The following is a 16,686-nucleotide window of genomic DNA, read 5'->3' as shown; positions in this document are numbered from 1 at the left end:
AAGATCTCCTGCGAGCAGCCGAATGATCACGACATCACACAGACCCTAGTGCTGTGGCCGGAGAGGTTTGCCGGGGCGCGGCGTCCGGTGCGGTGCATCGCAAGGCGGAGGGCCGCGGCTCGTACTGGACGTACTTGCGCGGTCCGACAACGCGGCGAGGTGCCGTGCCGGGCGTCGCGACCCGGTGAACCTTTCCGGCCACAGCACTAGCCGCCCCCGGTCATCCGGGCCGAGCGCTCCGTCAGGCCTGCTTCACGGCGGAGATGTCGAAGGTCAGCTTCACCTTGTCGCTCACCATCACACCGCCGGCTTCCAGAGCGGCGTTCCAGGTCAGGCCCCAGTCGGAGCGCAGGATCTCGGCCGAGCCCTCGAAGCCCACGCGCTCGCTGCCGTAGACGTCGGTGGCGGAGCCGTTGAACTCCAGGTCGATGGAGAGCGGGCGCGTGACGTCCTTGATCGTCAGCTCGCCGGTGATGCGGTACGTGTCCCCGCCGAGTCGGCTCGCCTCGGTGGAGCGGAAGGTCATCAGCGGGAAGGCCTCGGCGTCGAAGAAGTCCGCGCTGCGCAGGTGGCCGTCGCGGTCGGCGATACCGGTGTCGACGGAGGCGATCTTCACGTCGATGGAGGCGGTGGAACGGGAGGGATCGGCGCCGTCCAGGTGCAGGGCGCCCTCGTGCTCGGCGAAGCTGCCGCGGACGTTGGTGACCATGGCGTGGCGGACGGTGAAGCCGATGCTGCTGTGAGCGGCGTCGATGACGTAGTCGCCGGTGAGGGCGGCGAGGGCCGGGTCCACTTCGAGCGTGGCGACGGGGCCGGTGGTGCCCCCCTGGACGGGTGCGGTCTGGCTGCGGCGGGTGAAGATGCCCATGGCTTGCTCCTCGGTAGCAGTTCTGTTGAATCTTCAACGACTTCAACGAGTACGACGCTAGACCCATTCCGTTCAAATTTCAACTACTAGGCAGGGTGTCCCGCCGATTTGTGAGAGGCCCACAAAGGAAGAAGGCCCCGTATGGCGGAGTCCGTGCATCCCGCGGCCGCACTGTGCGGGCCGGACAGCTGATGACACCCGAGACTGTGCGGAATGAACGGAGGTTTTTCATCGCGCTCTTCGTAAGGTCGGTACATGACCGTTGTGGACCAGACCCCGAGCGAGCCCACGGACGCCCGCGGGCGCGTGGCCGAGTTGCAGTCCCTGCGCGAGCAGGCGCGGCGCGGGCCGAGTGACCGTGCGACCGAGGCGCAGCATGCGAAGGGCAAGCTGACCGCGCGTGAGCGGATCGCGCTGCTCCTGGACGAGGGTTCGTTCAAGGAGGTCGAGCAGCTGCGCCGGCACCGGGCGTCGGGGTTCGGCCTGGAGGCGAAGAAGCCCTACACGGATGGTGTGATCACCGGGTGGGGCACGGTCGAGGGCCGGACGGTCTTCGTCTACGCGCACGATTTCCGGATCTTCGGCGGTGCGCTGGGCGAGGCCCACGCGACGAAGATCCACAAGATCATGGACATGGCGATCGCGGCGGGTGCGCCGCTGGTCTCCCTCAACGACGGTGCGGGCGCGCGTATCCAGGAGGGCGTCTCGGCGCTGGCCGGCTACGGCGGGATCTTCCAGCGCAACACGAAGGCCTCGGGTGTCATCCCGCAGATCAGCGTGATGCTCGGCCCGTGTGCGGGCGGCGCGGCCTACTCCCCGGCACTGACGGACTTCGTGTTCATGGTGCGGGAGACCTCGCAGATGTTCATCACGGGCCCGGACGTGGTCCGTGCGGTGACGGGCGAGGAGATCACCCAGAACGGGCTGGGCGGCGCGGACGTGCACGCCGAGACCTCGGGTGTGGCGCACTTCGCGTACGACGACGAGGAGACGTGCATCTCCGAGGTCCGCTACCTGATCTCGATGCTGCCGTCCAACAACCGGGAGAACCCCCCGGTCCACGAGACCGCCGACCCGGCCGACCGCCGCAGCGATGTGCTGCTGGACCTGGTGCCGGCCGACGGCAACCGCCCCTACGACATGCTCAAGGTGATCGAGGAACTCGTCGACGAGGGCGACGTGCTGGAGATCCACGAGCGCTGGGCCCGCAACATCATCTGCGCGCTGGCGCGGATGGACGGCCAGGTCGTGGGCATCGTCGCCAACCAGCCCGGCCACCTCGCCGGCGTCCTGGACATCCACGCCTCGGAGAAGGCCGCACGGTTCGTGCAGCTGTGCGACGCCTTCAACATCCCGATCATCACCCTCCTGGACGTGCCGGGCTTCCTGCCGGGCGTGGACCAGGAGCACGGCGGGATCATCCGCCACGGCGCCAAGCTGCTCTACGCCTACTGCAACGCCACCGTGCCCCGGATCAGCCTGATCCTGCGCAAGGCGTACGGCGGCGCGTACATCGTCATGGACTCGCAGTCCATCGGCGCCGACCTGACCTATGCCTGGCCGACCAACGAGATCGCGGTGATGGGCGCCGAGGGCGCCGCCAACGTGATCTTCCGCAAGCAGATCGCGGATGCCGAGGACCCCGAAGCCATGCGGACCCGCATGGTCAAGGAGTACAAGGCCGAGCTGATGCACCCGTACTACGCCGCCGAGCGCGGTCTCGTGGACGACGTCATCGACCCCGCCGAGACCCGCGAGACCCTCGTGGCCGCACTCGCGATGCTCCGCAACAAGCACGCCGACCTGCCGTCCCGCAAGCACGGCAACCCGCCGCAGTAAGGAGACAAGCCACCGATGAGCACCGACACTCTTCTGCGCGTCGAGAAGGGCAATGCCGCCCCCGAGGAACTGGCCGCGATCGCCGCGATCCTCCTCGCCCGTGCCGCCGCGGCCCCCGCGGACACCTCGGCCCCCACCATCCGCTCCCAGGCCGGCTGGCGCCGCCTGGAGCGCACCCCGGGCTTCCGCGCCCCGCACAGCTGGCAGGGCTGATTCCCACAGCCCCGGAAGGCCCCGCACCCGGTCCAGGGTGCGGGGCCTTCCGCTTGTCGCGCCGCGAGCGCGTACCCGTACACGCGCGAAGGCCCCCGTGTCGACGACACGGGGGCCTTTCGGATGCTGCGATGCCGCGGGGCGCCGGACCTACCGCAGGCGCGCCATGAGGGCGTGCTCGACGAGCGTGATGAGCGCGCTCTTGGCGTCCGCGCGGTGGCGGGCGTCGGTGGTGATGATGGGGGCGTCCGGGCCGATCTGCAGGGCCTCGCGGACTTCCTCCGGGGTGTACGGCTGGTGTCCGTCGAAGCCGTTGAGGGCGATGACGAAGGGCAGGCCGCTGTTCTCGAAGTAGTCGACGGCGGGGAAGCAGTCGGCGAGGCGGCGCGTGTCCACCAGGACGACGGCGCCGATGGCTCCGCGGACCAGGTCGTCCCACATGAACCAGAAGCGGTCCTGTCCCGGGGTACCGAAGAGGTACAGGATCAGGTCCTGGTCCAGGGTGATGCGGCCGAAGTCCATGGCGACGGTGGTGGTCGTCTTGTCACCGGTGTGCGTGAGGTCGTCGATTCCGGCGGAGGCGCTGGTCATGACGGCTTCGGTGCGCAGCGGGTTGATCTCGGAGACCGCGCCGACGAACGTGGTCTTGCCCACGCCGAAGCCGCCCGCCACCACGATCTTCGCGGAGGTGGTGGAGCGAGCGGGAGCCGCTCCGCCGTTAGAGCTTGCGAAGTCCACTGAGCACCCTTTCGAGCAGTGTCACATCTGGCTGGCCGCCGGCAGACTCGTCGCCGCCGGGCTGGTGAATGGCGACAAGGCCCGCCTCCGCCAGGTCGGCGACGAGGATGCGGGCGACACCAAGAGGAATGGAGAGAAGTGCCGAGATCTCCGCGACGGATTTGATCTCCTGGCACAGGCGGCAGATGCGCTGGTGCTCGGGCAACTGCCCTTGCAGGCGCGCGGGATCCGCCGTGGTACTGACCAGCGCCTCGATGGCGAGCTGGTAGCGCGGCCGGGTACGGCCGCCGGTCATCGCGTACGGGCGCACCAGCGGGTTGTGGGCCTTCGGAGCCGGCTGCCGCGTGGCGCGCGGAGGCTGCTGCGGAGGCATCTGGGGCTGCTGAGGCGGCTGGGGCTGTCCGTACGGCTGCTGCTGGTACGGGTTGTGCTCCGGCACGGGCCGGCTGGGAGAGGAAGGGAAGTTGAAGCGGTTCTGGTCGTGCCCACCCTGCGGCTGCTGAGCGCCGCCATAAGGATGACCTCCGGGTGTTGTCACGTTTCCTCCTCCGACTCCAAGAACGCAGTACTCCCTGTGGAACCGCGCCACCGCACCCTATGGTGCGATGACGCGAAACGCACTGCCTGTCTGCTAGTTGAGAAGACTGCCCTGCAGCTCGGCGCGCAGGTCCGGGGTGAGGACACTGCCCGCGCGATCCACCAGAAGAGCCATCTCGTAGCCCACGAGGCCGATGTCGCACTCGGGGTGCGCGAGCACCGCGAGGGAAGATCCGTCCGAGACGGACATGAGGAAAAGGAACCCCCGGTCCATCTCGACCACGGTCTGATTGACGGCGCCACCCTCGAAGATGCGGGAGGCTCCGGCGGTCAGCGAGGTCAGACCGGAGGCCACGGCCGCCAGCTGATCGGCGCGGTCACGCGGGAATCCGTCGGACATCGCCAGAAGAAGGCCGTCGGCGGAGACCACCACCGTGTGGGACACCCCAGGGGTGTTGTCCACGAAGTTGGTGATCAACCAGTTCAGGTTCTGTGCCGCCTGGCTCATCGGGCTCACACTAACGCTCCTGGTCATAGCTGTTACTTGACTGCTCGGAACCCGCGCTGCGTCCCTGCTGGACACCGCGCCGCAGATTGCTCAACCTGCCGCGGACGTCCTCCGGGGCGCGGGAGACCTGGGGGCCGCCCTGCGGGGTCGTCTCCGCAGCACCCTCGACCAGGTTGGCCTTGGGCACCCGCCGAGGGAGACCGGACGGGGTGACCCCGCCCGCCTTCGGCTCACGGAGTTTGGCGGCCTGCTGCCAGCGCTCGTCGTTGCCCGAACGCCAGGCCGTGCCGGTTTCCTTCTCCTCCGGGGCCCGCTCCGGGGCCGCGGGCTGCTGCTGACGCTGCGGCCGCTGCTCGAAGAGGGATCCCTTGGACTCCGCTTCCTGCTGTGCCGGCTGCCACTGCTGCTGGCTGCCGCGGCGCGGCAGGCCCGCTCCGGTCACCTCGTGACCGGTGTCGGCAGCGGCGCCCGGACGGTCGAAGCCTACGCGGTCCGGGGCCCGTTCGGGACCGGCAGGGGGTTCCGATTCGGTCCCGTAACCCTGCTGGTGGGCCGCCGGGTAGGTGTTCTGCTGGGGCCAGTCTGCCTGCTCCGACTGGGCTTCGTAGCCACCGTCGTAGGACCGGGCGTCCTGCTGCTGTTCCTCGTACCCGGCTTCCGGATAGGAGTAACCCTGCTGCGGGTACGCGTCGTAGCCCTGCTGAGCCTGCTGAGCCTGCTGTGCCTCGTACGAGGTGTCGTAGCCCTGCTCGGGCTGCTGCTCGTAGCCCTGGTACGGCTGGTACCCGTGCTCAGGCTGAGGTTCCGGATAGTGCTGGTCAGCCTGGTCCGCGTACTGCTGCTGATCCTGCGGGTAGCCGGCCTGTGCCTCGAGCGCGGCACGCCGTTCCTCGCGTACGAGGGACCGCCCGACCGGGTCGAGGTCGCGGGGGTCGCCGCCCTGCTGGTCGTAGCGGGAGTCGTCGAAGCCGAGCTCGGCGGCCGTGCGCAGCGGCGCGGCCTGCTGGGCCTTCTGCTCCGGGATGATCGAGGAGACGGTGAAGTCGTCGTCCGGAATGCCCTCGCCACCGCCACCGTGGGTGATGGCGTCGGGGAGCATGACCAGCGAGGTCGTGCCGGCCGCCTCGCCCGAGGGGCGCAGCTGGACGCGGATGCTGTGGCGGTCCGCCAGCCGGCCGACCACGAACAGACCCATGCGCTGCGAGATCGCGGCGTCCACGGTCGGCGGGTTGGCGAGCTTGTGGTTGATGTCCGCGAAGTCCTCGGCGGTGAGACCGATGCCCTTGTCGTGGATCTCGACCATCACGCGGCCGTCGGGCAGACGCGTGGCGTTGACGCGGACCTTGGTCTGCGGGGAGGAGAACGTGGTGGCGTTCTCCAGCAGCTCGGCGAGCAGGTGCACGAGGTCGGTCACGGCCTGGCCGTGGATCTCGGCGTCGGAGACGCCCGACAGCTCGATGCGCTCGTACTGCTCCACCTCGGAGGAGGCGGCGCGCAGGACGTCGACGAGGGGGACCGGCTGGTCCCAGCGGCGGCCCGGGTTCTCACCCGCGAGGATGAGGAGGTTCTCGCCGTTGCGGCGCATACGGGTGGCCAGGTGGTCCAGGCGGAAGAGGTTCTCCAGCTGGTCCGGGTCCGCCTCGTTGTTCTCCAGGTCGGTGATGAGGGTCAGCTGGCCCTCGATCAGCGACTGGTTGCGCATCGAGAGGTTCGTGAAGATCGCGTTGACGTTCCCTCGCAGGAGCGCCTGCTCGGCGGCGAGCCGGACCGCTTCCCGGTGGACCTGGTCGAAGGCGCGGGCGACCTCGCCGATCTCGTCCAGTGAGTCGATCGGGATCGGGTAGACGCGGGTGTCCACCTTGCCCGGGTCGGTGCGCGAGAGCTGGTCGACGAGCATCGGCAGGCGCTGCTCGGCGATGTCGAAGGCGGCACCGCGCAGGCGGCGCATCGCGCGGCCCATCTGGCGGGCCATCATACCCGCGAGGATGAAGGCGGCGAGCAGGGAGACGACCACGATGGCGCCGTTGGTGATGGCGTCGGTGCGGGCCTCGTCGGAGACCGCGACGGCGTCCTTGACGGCCTTGTCGAGGAGGTCCTTCTCGATCTCGTCGTAGGCGTCGAACTTCGCCGTGGCGGCGGCCTGCCAGGCCATGGGCGTGGTGCCGCCGGCGGCCAGCTTGGTCTTGTTCTCGCCGCTGGCTATCGCCTCGGTCATACCGGTCAGCACCGACTTGTTGGCCCCCACGGGCGGGGGCACGAAGCGGGCGCCCGCCTGCTCGGCCTGGTGCTTGGCCTCGGCGAGCTTGGCCGCTCCCTCGTCGGACTTCCTCTGCATGACCTGCTTGAGGTGGTTCACGTCCTCCTCGGTGCCCGCCGCGACGTACTCGCCGATGGCGATTTCCTCGAGGTAGGCGTACGAGGAGAAGGCGACGAGCTGCGCCTTGCGGACGTTCTCGTCGGTGCTCGGGCGGACCAGCAGGTGGGTGCCGACGGAGCGCTGGAGCGAGTTCGCCGCCTTGGCCAGCTGGACCGCGTAGACCATGCGGCCGTAGGAGGTGACGTTTCCGGTGCCGAGGCCCAGCTCGTTCGCGAACTGCATGAGGTAGTGCTGGACCAGCACATAGCCCTCTTCGGTCGGGATGGGGCCGAACGAGGTGGGGGGGTTCTTCTTCGGGCTTTCGGCCGCGGCCAGGTACGCCTTCTCGCGTACCTCCTTGAGCTTGGGCTCCTCCGTGCGGAAGAGCTCCAGACGCCGCTCCATGCCCTGGTTCTTCGGGAGGTCCTCGACGGCCTTGTCGAACTTCCCCTTGGCGTCGTCGGTGTTCCCGCGGACCTTGGCGACGACCTCGCTGTTGGGCTGGCCGCTCAGCAGCGGCTCGGCGCTGAGGTCGCGCTCGTTGAGGAGTGCATGGCTGTATTCGGAGGCCGCCTGGACGACCCTGGCTATCTTCTCGGCGTCCTTGGCCTCGTTCCAGGTGTCGATGGAGCCCTTCACCTGGAAGCCGCCCATGACCAGCCCGACGAGGGCCGGCACGAGCAGGATGGCGTTCAGACGCGTCGGCACGCGCCAGTTGCGGGGGGCGAACCTGCTGGTGCTCCCTCTGCTCGCGGGCGGTTCCACGGGCACGTCGACGGGCGACGCGGCCGCTCGCGGCGGCGGGGTGAAGTTGCCGCGCGCGGGTTCATCCGCGGGGCTTGCGTTGCTTCGCCTCACTCGACCAACAACCTTCCGGCGGTGCTACTAGCTAGTTCGTTGAATTCCAGCATGGTTAACGGCCGTGTTCCAAACAGTTGAAATCGGCCCTTCCCAGAGCCTTATGCCCCACATAAATCGGACATAAAGAGCGAGCGGCGGCAAAAACGGGGCCGGTTGTGAGCGCAGCGGTACCGGGCAAACGCACCCTGTGGCCAACTTCCTTCAATTCTCTGTCGAAACGTTATGAACGAGCAGGGCGGGCCGTGTCCTATGACACAGCCCGCCCACTCACATTGTGAAGAACCGGTGTTACTAGGGTGGTGCCACTTGAGCCGCGTCACCCGAGTCGTGTTACTTGAGTCGGGCCATGAGAGCGTGCTCGACGAGCGTGATGAGCGCACTCTTGGCGTCCGTGCGGTGGCGGGCGTCCGTGGTGATGATGGGGGCGTCCGGGCCGATCTGCAGGGCCTCGCGGACTTCCTCCGGGGTGTACGGCTGGTACCCCTCGAAACCGTTGAGAGCCACGACGAAGGGCAGGCCGCTGTTTTCGAAGTAGTCGACGGCCGGGAAGCAGTCGGCCAGCCGGCGCGTGTCGACCAGCACGATCGCGCCGATGGCTCCGCGGACCAGGTCGTCCCACATGAACCAGAAGCGGTCCTGGCCCGGGGTACCGAAGAGGTACAGGATCAGGTCCTGGTCCAGGGTGATGCGGCCGAAGTCCATCGCGACCGTGGTGGTCGTCTTGTCACCGGTGTGCGTGAGGTCGTCGATTCCGGCGGAGGCGCTGGTCATGACGGCTTCGGTGCGCAGCGGGTCGATCTCGGACACGGCTCCGACGAACGTGGTCTTGCCCACGCCGAAGCCGCCCGCCACCACGATCTTCGCGGAGGTGGTGGAGCGAGTCGCTCCTCCGTTAGAGCTTGCGAAGTCCACTGAGCACCCTTTCGAGCAGCGTGACGTCCGGCGTGCCGCCGGCCTCTCCATTGCCCGGCTGGTGGATGGCCACCATTCCGGCCTCGGCCAGGTCGGCGACGAGGATCCGGGCGACACCGAGCGGCATCGACAGCAGTGCGGAGACCTCCGCGACCGACTTGACCTCACGGCACAAGGTGCAGATGCGCTGGTGCTCCGGGAGCAGGCCGGAAAGGTGCATCGGATCGGCCGTGGTGCTGACCAGGGCCTCGATGGCGAGCTGGTAGCGCGGTCGGGTCCGGCCGCCGGTCATCGCGTACGGACGCACCAGCGGCTGGTCGCCTTCCGAGTACGAATCTCCGTACGCATCGGGATAGGCGGGGGGCGGGGTCATTGATCCTCCGGGCGGGACAGCAGTGGTCAGCGTGCCGTCTGACAGGGCGGCCGGTGGGGGGACGGTATGACGGCCTGTCGGGGGTACTGGGCTCCGGGGTGGGCCCCGGTCTCCCGGCCGGCAGTACCGGCCGGCCGGGAGGGGGAAAGTCAGGTGAGCAGGCTTCCCTGGAGTTCCGCGCGCAGGTCCGGGGTGAGGACGCTGCCGGCACGGTCCACGAGGAGGGCCATCTCGTAGCCCACGAGGCCGATGTCGCACTCGGGGTGCGCCAGTACGGCCAGCGAGGACCCGTCGGAGACGGACATGAGGAAAAGGAAGCCCCGGTCCATCTCGACCACGGTCTGGTTGACGGCGCCGCCCTCGAAGATGCGGGAGGCTCCGGCGGTCAGCGAGGTCAGACCGGAGGCCACGGCCGCCAGCTGGTCCGCGCGGTCGCGGGGGAAACCTTCGGACATCGCCAGAAGGAGTCCGTCGGCGGAGACCACCACCGTGTGGGACACCCCTGGGGTGTTGTCCACGAAGTTGGTGATCAACCAGTTCAGGTTCTGTGCCGCCTGGCTCATCGAACTCAACTATCGCTCCTGCTGGTAAGTGGGGTCGATGTGGTAACTGCCGGTCGCCGGGCCGCTGTTCCCGGCCTGACGACCCTGCTGGATACCGCGTCGGAGGTTGGTCAGACGGCCGCGGACGTCGTCCGGCGCCCGCGAGACCTGGGGGCCGGGCTGCGCGTCGGCCTGCTGCTGCGCGGTGCCGGCCACGAGGTTGGCCCGCGGGACCCGCCGGGGCAGGCCCGAGGTCGTGATGCCGCCGGCGGCGGGCTGGCGCACGCGCTCGGCCTGCCGCATCAGCTCGTCGTTCGGCGAGGACCGCCAGCTGACGGTCGGCATGGCGCCGGTCGCCGCGGCGGCGGGCTCGGCCGCGTGTTCCTGGCCGCGCTGCGGCAGGTGCTGCTGCGGAGCGGGAGCCGTCGGGGCGGACTGCTGCGGCTGCTGGGGTACGGACGGTGCCGGCGCGGGGGGCTGCTGCCCCTCCTCGCGGAACCAGTTCGACTCCAGGGTGTCGAAGATCGGGCTGCGGGCGTCGCCGGCGCCGGGTGCCGCGGGCAGGGCGTAGCCGCCCGACTGCTGGGCCTGCGGGATCTGCTGCGGGGCCTGGGGCTGCGGCTGGCGGTCGAAGCCGCCGACACCGGGGCCGCCGGGCCGCTGGGGCTGACCGGTCGGCTGGTAGCCGGCCGGGCGCTCGAACTGGCCGGTGGCGGACGGGTCCAGGGGACCCCGTACGTCCGGACGCTCGAACTGTCCGGTCGTGCTGTTGCCGCCGTCCGCCTGGGGCATCGGGGCGTTGAAGTCCGGGCGGGCGAACTCGGCCGTCGAGCCGGGGCCCGAGAGCTCGTCGTGGCCGCGGGCCTGGTCGGCGCCCCAGCTGGTGGTCTGCGGTCCCGGAAGCTCCGGACGCGGGGCGCCACCGCGCGGCGGCAGCTGCGGCCGGGAGCCGCGCGGAGCCGGGGCCGCGGGGGCGGCCGGCGGCTGCTGCTGCGTGGGCTGCGAAACCTGCGGGGGCTGCTGGGGACGCTCGAAGCCGTTGCCCTGCGGGAAGCCGCCCTGCCCGGAAGCGGACGGCGCGGGCACCGGACGGGCCTGCGGCCCGCGGGCCGCCAGCGGAGCACCGGCGCCGAAGGCGCCCTGGCCCTGGCCCGCGGTTGTCGGACCCGGCTGCGGACGGGAGGCGGGAGCACCCGGACCGCCCTGCTGCGGGCGGCCACCCTGCGGGCCCTGCGGATTCTGCGGGCCCTGCGGACGCTGCCCGGCACCGGCACCGGCACCCGCACCGGAACCGTCGCGGCCCGGCAGGGCGGCACGCTGCCCGCCGCCGGCGACCTGGCCGCGCTGCGGGGCCGCGCCCACGGGCGGACGTGCGCCCGGACCGGGAACGGAAGCCTGCTTGCCGCCGGGACCGCCGTTGCCCGGAGCGCCACCGGGGCCGCCCTGCGGACCGCCGGAGGCGCCCGGCATCGGAGCGGGCTTCTTGCCGCCCTGGGCGACGTCCACCGGCAGCATGACGAGGGCCGTCGTACCGCCCGAGTCGGAGGGGCGCAGCTGGATGCGGATGCCGTGTCGCAGGGACAGGCGGCCGACCACGAACAGGCCCATGCGGCGGGAGACGGAGACGTCCACGGTCGGCGGCGCAGCGAGCCGCTCGTTGATCGCGGCGAGGTCCTCGGGGGAGAGGCCGATACCGGTGTCGTGGATCTCGACGAGCACGCGCCCGTCGGGCAGCGCGTGACCGGTGACCTTGACCTTGGTCTGCGGGGAGGAGAACGAGGTGGCGTTCTCCAGCAGCTCGGCGAGCACGTGCACGAGGTCGTTGACGACGCGGCCGGCGACATCGGTGCCCGGCACCGAGGCCAGCTCGACGCGCTCGTACTGCTCCACCTCGGACGCGGCGGCGCGGAGCACGTCGACGAGCGGGACGGGGCGGGTCCACCGGCGGCCCGGCTCCTCGCCCGCGAGGACGAGGAGGTTTTCGCCGTTGCGGCGCATGCGGGTCGCGAGGTGGTCGAGCTTGAAGAGCGAGGACAGCTGGTCCGGGTCGGCCTCGCGCGACTCCAGCTCGGAGATGAGCGAGAGCTGGCGCTGGATCAGACCCTGGGAGCGGCGCGAGAGGTTGGTGAACATCGCGTTGACGTTGCCCCGCAGGAGGGCCTGCTCGGCGGCGAGGCGGACGGCCTCGCGGTGCACGTCGTCGAAGGCCGCGGCCACCTGGCCGATCTCGTCGCGGGTGTGCAGGCCGACGGACTCCACGGACGTGTCCACGTCCTGCGGGTCGGACTCGGACAGCTGCTTGACGAGCTCGGGCAGCCGGTCCTGGGCCACGCGCGTCGCGGTGTCCTGGAGGCGGCGCAGCGAGCGGATCATCGAGCGGGCCATGACGAAGGCACCGACGAGGGAGACACCGAGGACGAGGAGGATCAGGGCACCGTTGATGATGGCGTCCTGCTGCGACTCGCTCTTGAGCTCGCGGGCCTTCGACTCCATTTCCTGGAGGAGGCTCAGCTCGATCTTCTTCATCTCTTGGAGCTTGGTGTCGTCGGCGTCGTACCAGTCCATCCAGGACCGGTACGCCGTCTCCTTGGCGAACTGCCCGTCGGTGGCCAGCACGCGGCGTGCGTAGTGGTCGGCGCGGCCGATCTCCGGGTTGCCGTCGCCGAGCGAGGCGAGGAGCTCCTCGGCGTGGCCCTGGTAGACGAGTTGGAAGATCTGCTTCGACTGCTGCTCGCCCTTGAGGGCGGAGAGGGCGTAGAGCCGGTCGTTCTCCTTGAGAGCGCCCGGCTTCTCGGCGCTGTCGGGGAGCGAGGCGGCGATGATCGCGCGCTGGACGGAGGCGTACTCCTTGGAGGCGGAGAAGGCCGCCAGGGCGCGCGTCCGCTTGATCATCTCCGGGTTGGAGGTGGCCTGGGCCATGTCCGCGGAGAGCGAGAGCAGCGAGACGATCAGGGAGTTGTACTCGGTGACGGTCTGCTGGGCGCCGTTCGCGTACGCCTTCTTGCGGATTTCCTCGAGGTTGGTGAGCTGGCGGCCGATCTGCAGGATGTTGCTGCGGATCGACTTGAGCGTCTCGTCCTTGTCCTGCGTGTTGTCGACCTTGTTGGTCGCGGCGGCGAAGGCCTTGGCGGCGGAGTCGGTCGTCTCGCGGACGCCGTCGACGGTGCTGTTCTGCGGGTTCAGCGTCTTGGCGGCCGCGGCGGCGGACAGCGGACCCGCGGACTTGTCGCGCTCCTCCTGGAGCGCGGCGGCCAGCGTGGTGGCCTGCCGGGTCATCGTCGTCAGCAGCTGCATGTGCTCCAGCTGGGCGATGTCGTTGAGCGAGTCGTTGATACGGAAGCCACCGAGGGTGGTGGCGGCGACGACCGGCAGGGTCAGCAGCGACACCAGGCGCGTGCTGATGCGCCAGTTCTGCATGGCGAGGCGGGAACCGGGCCCACTGGGGGCCTTGGGTATGGCCACGTCCTGCTCGACCGACCCGGCGTGGGGCTTGGCCTTGGCCTTGGCGGACTTGCCTCGGCCCTTCGCCTTCACCGTGGCGGAGGAGTCGGGGCCCGCGCCCTCGACAGCCGGCCCTCGGTTCTGGGCGTGCTGGGGCGAGGAGCCACGGTCGGTCCCGCCGCGCGGCTCCTGCTCCGCCGCAGCGCTGTCCCTCTTGAATCGTCCCTGCACTAGCGTCGCAACCTCTGGACCAGGCGTCCCGCCGGTGGCCGGTGGGACGGTGTCGAGTCGTGGGGCACTAACGGCCCCATGGTGGTCGTCGGTGACCGGCGCGTCTCCCTCTCCTTGCCGCCGCTCTCGGCGCTGTCTCGCGCCACCTGCGCGCCGGCTGTTCCCGCGGCGGTCCCGCGAATTCCAGCACAGTGCAGGATCTCCAACAAGGTGCGAGCGCCGGCCCGGAGAGTCCGTGACGGCTTGTGACAGGCGCGCTACGCGATGTGGGACGAATACCGGGGTAAAGCGGACTTACGCCATCCAAACCCAACGGCTGTCAAGGTGTCCCAGTCGAGATGATCAGCAGCGGAATGGCTTATTCAGTGGCGCAATGTCCGTTTTATCGGGCAGAATTGACTGTCCATTATGCCGGTAATGCCGGGTCGTGGGTGAGCAAACTCACATAGCCCTGGCCATTACTTCCTGGTTCGGCGGGGGATTCAGATGTTTAGCCTTGCCTCTTCAAGGGTTGGCGCATGCACCGACCGAGACCCATCCGCTCCGATGTGAGGGCCCGAAACTCCGATGAAGACGACGTCGCCGATGTTCCGCAACATAGCCAACCCCCGCCGCACCACCCTCGCGCACCTCAAGGACGCCGAGGAGCTGCAGGCGGCCCCGGCCGTCCCGGAGCACGCCGTCGAGCTGCCGACCCAGACCGCGAACCCGCGCCGCACGATCCTGATGGACGCGCCGGTCGCCGCCGCCGCGCAGTAGTCGCCGCGCACGAGAGCGCGAAGCGCCGCTGCCCGCCGCGTTAGCCTGGAGACCGCAGACTCCAGCCAGCGGAAACACAAAGAGGGGCAGACGCAACACGTGCGCATCGCCAGGTTCTCGATCGACGGTAATGTCGCGTTCGGCGCGGTCGAGGGTGACGCCGCCCCCGGCGCCGAAGGGGAGCTCGTCCTCGACATCATCAAGGGCATCCCGTTCGCGGACTTCGAGCTCTCGGGCACGAAGGTTCCGCTGAGCAAGGTCCGGCTGCTGCCGCCGGTGCTCCCGAACAAGGTCGTGGCCATCGGCCGCAACTACGCGGAGCACGCGGCGGAGCTCGGAAACGCCATTTTTGACGATCAAGGCCGTCCGGACGCCCCGATCACCTTCTTCAAGCCCTCCACCTCGGTGGTCGGCCCGGGCGACCCGATCACGTACCCCTCCTTCTCCCAGGACCTCCACCACGAGGCGGAACTCGCCGTGGTCATCGGCCGCATGTGCCGCGAGGTCCCGCGTGAACGCGTGAAGGACGTCATCCTCGGCTACACCTGCGCCAACGACGTCACCGCGCGCGACGTCCAGCAGCGCGAGAAGCAGTGGGCCCGGGCCAAGGGCTTCGACAGCGCCTGCCCCCTCGGCCCCTGGATCGAGACCGACCTGGACCCGAGCGACCTGGCCATCCAGTGCACGGTCAACGGCGAACAGCGCCAGCTCGGCCGCACCAGCGACATGGTCCGCTCCATCGAGGACCTGATCGTCCACATCACCGAGGCCATGACGCTGCTCCCGGGCGACGTCATCCTCACGGGGACCCCGGCCGGAGTCGGCCCCCTCAACGTCGGCGACGAGGTCGCCGTCACCATCGAAGGCATCGGCACTCTCACCAACAAGGTGATCAAGCGTGGCTAACGCGAACGTCCGCGTACGTTTCTGTCCCTCCCCGACCGGCAACCCCCACGTGGGCCTGGTCCGGACCGCCCTCTTCAACTGGGCGTTCGCCCGCCACCACGGCGGTACGTTCGTCTTCCGCATCGAGGACACCGACGCGGCCCGCGACTCCGAGGAGTCGTACGAGCAGCTGCTCGACTCGCTGCGCTGGCTCGGCTTCACCTGGGACGAGGGTCCCGAGGTGGGCGGCCCGCACGCCCCGTACCGCCAGTCCGAGCGCATGGACATCTACGCGGACGTCGCCCAGCGCCTGCGCGACGGCGGCTACGCGTACGACTGCTACTGCACCACCGAGGAGCTGGACGCGCGCCGCGCCGCCGCCCGCGCGGCCGGCAAGCCCTCCGGCTACGACGGCCACTGCCGCGAGCTGACCCAGGTGCAGCTGGAGGCCTACCAGGGCGAGCACCGCCCCGCGATCGTCCGCTTCCGGATGCCCGACGAGCCGATCACCTTCACCGACCTGGTCCGCGGCGAGCTGACCTTCACCCCGGAGAACGTGCCGGACTTCGGCATCCTGCGGGCCAACGGCGCCCCGCTCTACACCCTCGTCAACCCGGTCGACGACGCGCTGATGCAGATCACGCACGTACTGCGCGGCGAGGACCTGCTGTCCTCGACACCGCGCCAGATCGCGCTGTACAAGGCCCTGATGGAACTCGGCATCGCCACGGGCGTCCCGCAGTTCGGCCACCTGCCGTACGTCATGGGCGAGGGCAACAAGAAGCTCTCCAAGCGCGACCCCGAGTCCTCGCTCAACCTGTACCGCGAGCGCGGCTTCCTCCCCGAGGGCCTGCTGAACTACCTCTCGCTCCTCGGCTGGTCCTTCTCCAAGGACCAGGACGTCTTCTCCATCGAGGAGATGGTCGCGAAGTTCGACATCGACGGCGTGAACGCCAACCCGGCGCGCTTCGACCTCAAGAAGGCCGAGGCGATCAACGCCGACCACATCCGCCTCCTCGACCCGAAGGCCTTCGCGGACGCCTGCACCCCGTGGCTGCAGGGCCCGCACGCCAACTGGGAGCAGGAAGACTTCGACGCCGACGCCTGGGCGGCCATCGCGCCGTACGCCCAGACCCGGGTCACCGTCCTGTCGGACATCACGGCCAATGTCGACTTCCTGTTCCGCAAGGAGCCCGTCGAGGACCAGGCGTCCTGGGACAAGGCCATGAAGGGCGAGCCCGCGGCCCTGCTGACCACGGCCCGCGCCCACCTGGAGTCGGCCGACTGGTCGGACCCGGAGTCCCTCAAGCAGGCCGTCCTGACCGCCGGTGAGGCCCACGGCCTCAAGCTCGGCAAGGCCCAGGCCCCGGTCCGCGTGGCCGTCACCGGCCGCACCGTCGGCCTGCCGCTCTTCGAGTCCCTGCAGATCCTGGGCAAGGAGCGCTCGCTGTCCCGCATCGACGCGGCCCTGGCCAAGCTCGCCGCGTAGCCTTCCCCGTACGCCCGCAGGGGGCGGCGGCCGGATCCCACCGGCCGCCGCCCCCTGCGGCGTTGCCGCAGGCGGGTCCCAGGGTCCGCGAGACCGTTTTCGTGACGGACTTCCCCGTCGTGCCCACAGGGCAT

General features: G+C 69.8%; 14 protein-coding genes. 5 read left to right on the top strand and 9 right to left on the bottom strand.

The features are described from left to right. Positions 1-241: 241 nt before the first annotated feature. Positions 242-868 (bottom strand): YceI family protein, encoded by a 627-nt coding sequence (locus tag J7E94_RS06330; RefSeq protein ID WP_215013064.1) that lies wholly within the window; start codon positions 866-868, stop codon positions 242-244. A gap of 255 nt (positions 869-1,123) precedes the next feature. Between J7E94_RS06330 and J7E94_RS06325 the strand changes: the two genes are divergently transcribed. Together J7E94_RS06325 and J7E94_RS06320 are read left to right on the top strand one after the other, a co-directional pair. Continuing rightward, a complete protein-coding gene (locus J7E94_RS06325; protein ID WP_215013063.1) occupies positions 1,124-2,707 on the top strand; it encodes an acyl-CoA carboxylase subunit beta in 1,584 nt (527 codons plus the stop codon). Between the two features lie 15 nt (positions 2,708-2,722). Continuing rightward, the gene (locus J7E94_RS06320) at positions 2,723-2,920 is read left to right on the top strand and encodes an acyl-CoA carboxylase epsilon subunit (RefSeq protein WP_215013062.1); all 198 of its coding nucleotides are present in this window, start codon (positions 2,723-2,725) and stop codon (positions 2,918-2,920) included. Positions 2,921-3,070: 150 nt separating this feature from the next. Here J7E94_RS06320 and J7E94_RS06315 read toward each other — a convergent pair whose 3' ends face one another. The 8 genes from J7E94_RS06315 to J7E94_RS06280 form a co-directional block, all read right to left on the bottom strand. After that, positions 3,071-3,658, bottom strand: coding sequence for an ATP/GTP-binding protein (locus tag J7E94_RS06315; protein WP_073911148.1), 588 nt, complete (start codon positions 3,656-3,658; stop codon positions 3,071-3,073). Further along, on the bottom strand, positions 3,639-4,196 hold the full coding sequence (locus J7E94_RS06310; protein ID WP_215013060.1) for a DUF742 domain-containing protein: 558 nt from the start codon (positions 4,194-4,196) through the stop codon (positions 3,639-3,641). Before J7E94_RS06310 ends, J7E94_RS06315 begins: the two co-directional genes overlap by 20 nt. Positions 4,197-4,289: 93 nt before the next feature. Continuing rightward, the gene (locus J7E94_RS06305; protein ID WP_030037347.1) at positions 4,290-4,703 is read right to left on the bottom strand and encodes a roadblock/LC7 domain-containing protein; all 414 of its coding nucleotides are present in this window, start codon (positions 4,701-4,703) and stop codon (positions 4,290-4,292) included. Positions 4,704-4,713: 10 nt separating this feature from the next. Next, the gene (locus J7E94_RS06300; RefSeq protein ID WP_215013058.1) at positions 4,714-7,917 is read right to left on the bottom strand and encodes a nitrate- and nitrite sensing domain-containing protein; all 3,204 of its coding nucleotides are present in this window, start codon (positions 7,915-7,917) and stop codon (positions 4,714-4,716) included. Between the two features lie 333 nt (positions 7,918-8,250). Then, on the bottom strand, positions 8,251-8,832 hold the full coding sequence (locus J7E94_RS06295) for an ATP/GTP-binding protein (RefSeq protein ID WP_215013056.1): 582 nt from the start codon (positions 8,830-8,832) through the stop codon (positions 8,251-8,253). Beyond that, entirely contained in the window at positions 8,813-9,205 is a 393-nt protein-coding gene (locus tag J7E94_RS06290; RefSeq protein ID WP_007266775.1) for a DUF742 domain-containing protein, read from the bottom strand. Before J7E94_RS06290 ends, J7E94_RS06295 begins: the two co-directional genes overlap by 20 nt. Before the next feature lie 149 nt (positions 9,206-9,354). Further along, entirely contained in the window at positions 9,355-9,768 is a 414-nt protein-coding gene (locus J7E94_RS06285; protein WP_069922098.1) for a roadblock/LC7 domain-containing protein, read from the bottom strand. 9 nt (positions 9,769-9,777) lie between these two features. Then, on the bottom strand, positions 9,778-13,419 hold the full coding sequence (locus J7E94_RS06280) for a nitrate- and nitrite sensing domain-containing protein (RefSeq protein ID WP_215013054.1): 3,642 nt from the start codon (positions 13,417-13,419) through the stop codon (positions 9,778-9,780). A gap of 567 nt (positions 13,420-13,986) precedes the next feature. Here J7E94_RS06280 and J7E94_RS06275 point away from each other — a divergent pair. The 3 genes from J7E94_RS06275 (at position 13,987) to gltX (ending at position 16,552) form a co-directional block, all read left to right on the top strand. Further along, positions 13,987-14,178 carry a hypothetical protein gene (locus J7E94_RS06275; protein ID WP_215013052.1) on the top strand — a complete coding sequence of 64 codons (192 nt, stop codon included), beginning with the start codon at positions 13,987-13,989 and terminating at the stop codon, positions 14,176-14,178. A gap of 99 nt (positions 14,179-14,277) precedes the next feature. Beyond that, positions 14,278-15,084 carry a fumarylacetoacetate hydrolase family protein gene (locus J7E94_RS06270; protein ID WP_215013050.1) on the top strand — a complete coding sequence of 269 codons (807 nt, stop codon included), beginning with the start codon at positions 14,278-14,280 and terminating at the stop codon, positions 15,082-15,084. After that, positions 15,077-16,552: a glutamate--tRNA ligase gene (gltX, locus tag J7E94_RS06265; protein WP_215013048.1), complete on the top strand. Its 1,476-nt coding sequence runs from the start codon at positions 15,077-15,079 to the stop codon at positions 16,550-16,552. The genes J7E94_RS06270 and gltX overlap by 8 nt, the downstream gene beginning before the upstream one ends. Positions 16,553-16,686: the final 134 nt, after the last annotated feature.

The sequence above is a fragment of the Streptomyces sp. ISL-94 genome, from assembly GCF_018614075.1.
Classification (GTDB): Bacteria; Actinomycetota; Actinomycetes; order Streptomycetales; family Streptomycetaceae; genus Streptomyces.
This window is presented reverse-complemented; position numbering and strand designations above follow the sequence as displayed.

Bases quoted from the DNA above. Each gene is read 5' to 3' on its own strand.
- J7E94_RS06330 (WP_215013064.1), bottom strand. From the start codon at position 868: ATGGGCATCTTCACCCGCCGCAGCCAGACCGCACCCGTCCAGGGGGGC.
- J7E94_RS06325 (WP_215013063.1), top strand. From the start codon at position 1,124: ATGACCGTTGTGGACCAGACCCCGAGCGAGCCCACGGACGCCCGCGGG.
- J7E94_RS06320 (WP_215013062.1), top strand. From the start codon at position 2,723: ATGAGCACCGACACTCTTCTGCGCGTCGAGAAGGGCAATGCCGCCCCC.
- J7E94_RS06305 (WP_030037347.1), bottom strand. From the start codon at position 4,703: ATGAGCCAGGCGGCACAGAACCTGAACTGGTTGATCACCAACTTCGTG.
- J7E94_RS06290 (WP_007266775.1), bottom strand. From the start codon at position 9,205: ATGACCCCGCCCCCCGCCTATCCCGATGCGTACGGAGATTCGTACTCG.
- J7E94_RS06285 (WP_069922098.1), bottom strand. From the start codon at position 9,768: ATGAGCCAGGCGGCACAGAACCTGAACTGGTTGATCACCAACTTCGTG.
- J7E94_RS06275 (WP_215013052.1), top strand. From the start codon at position 13,987: ATGAAGACGACGTCGCCGATGTTCCGCAACATAGCCAACCCCCGCCGC.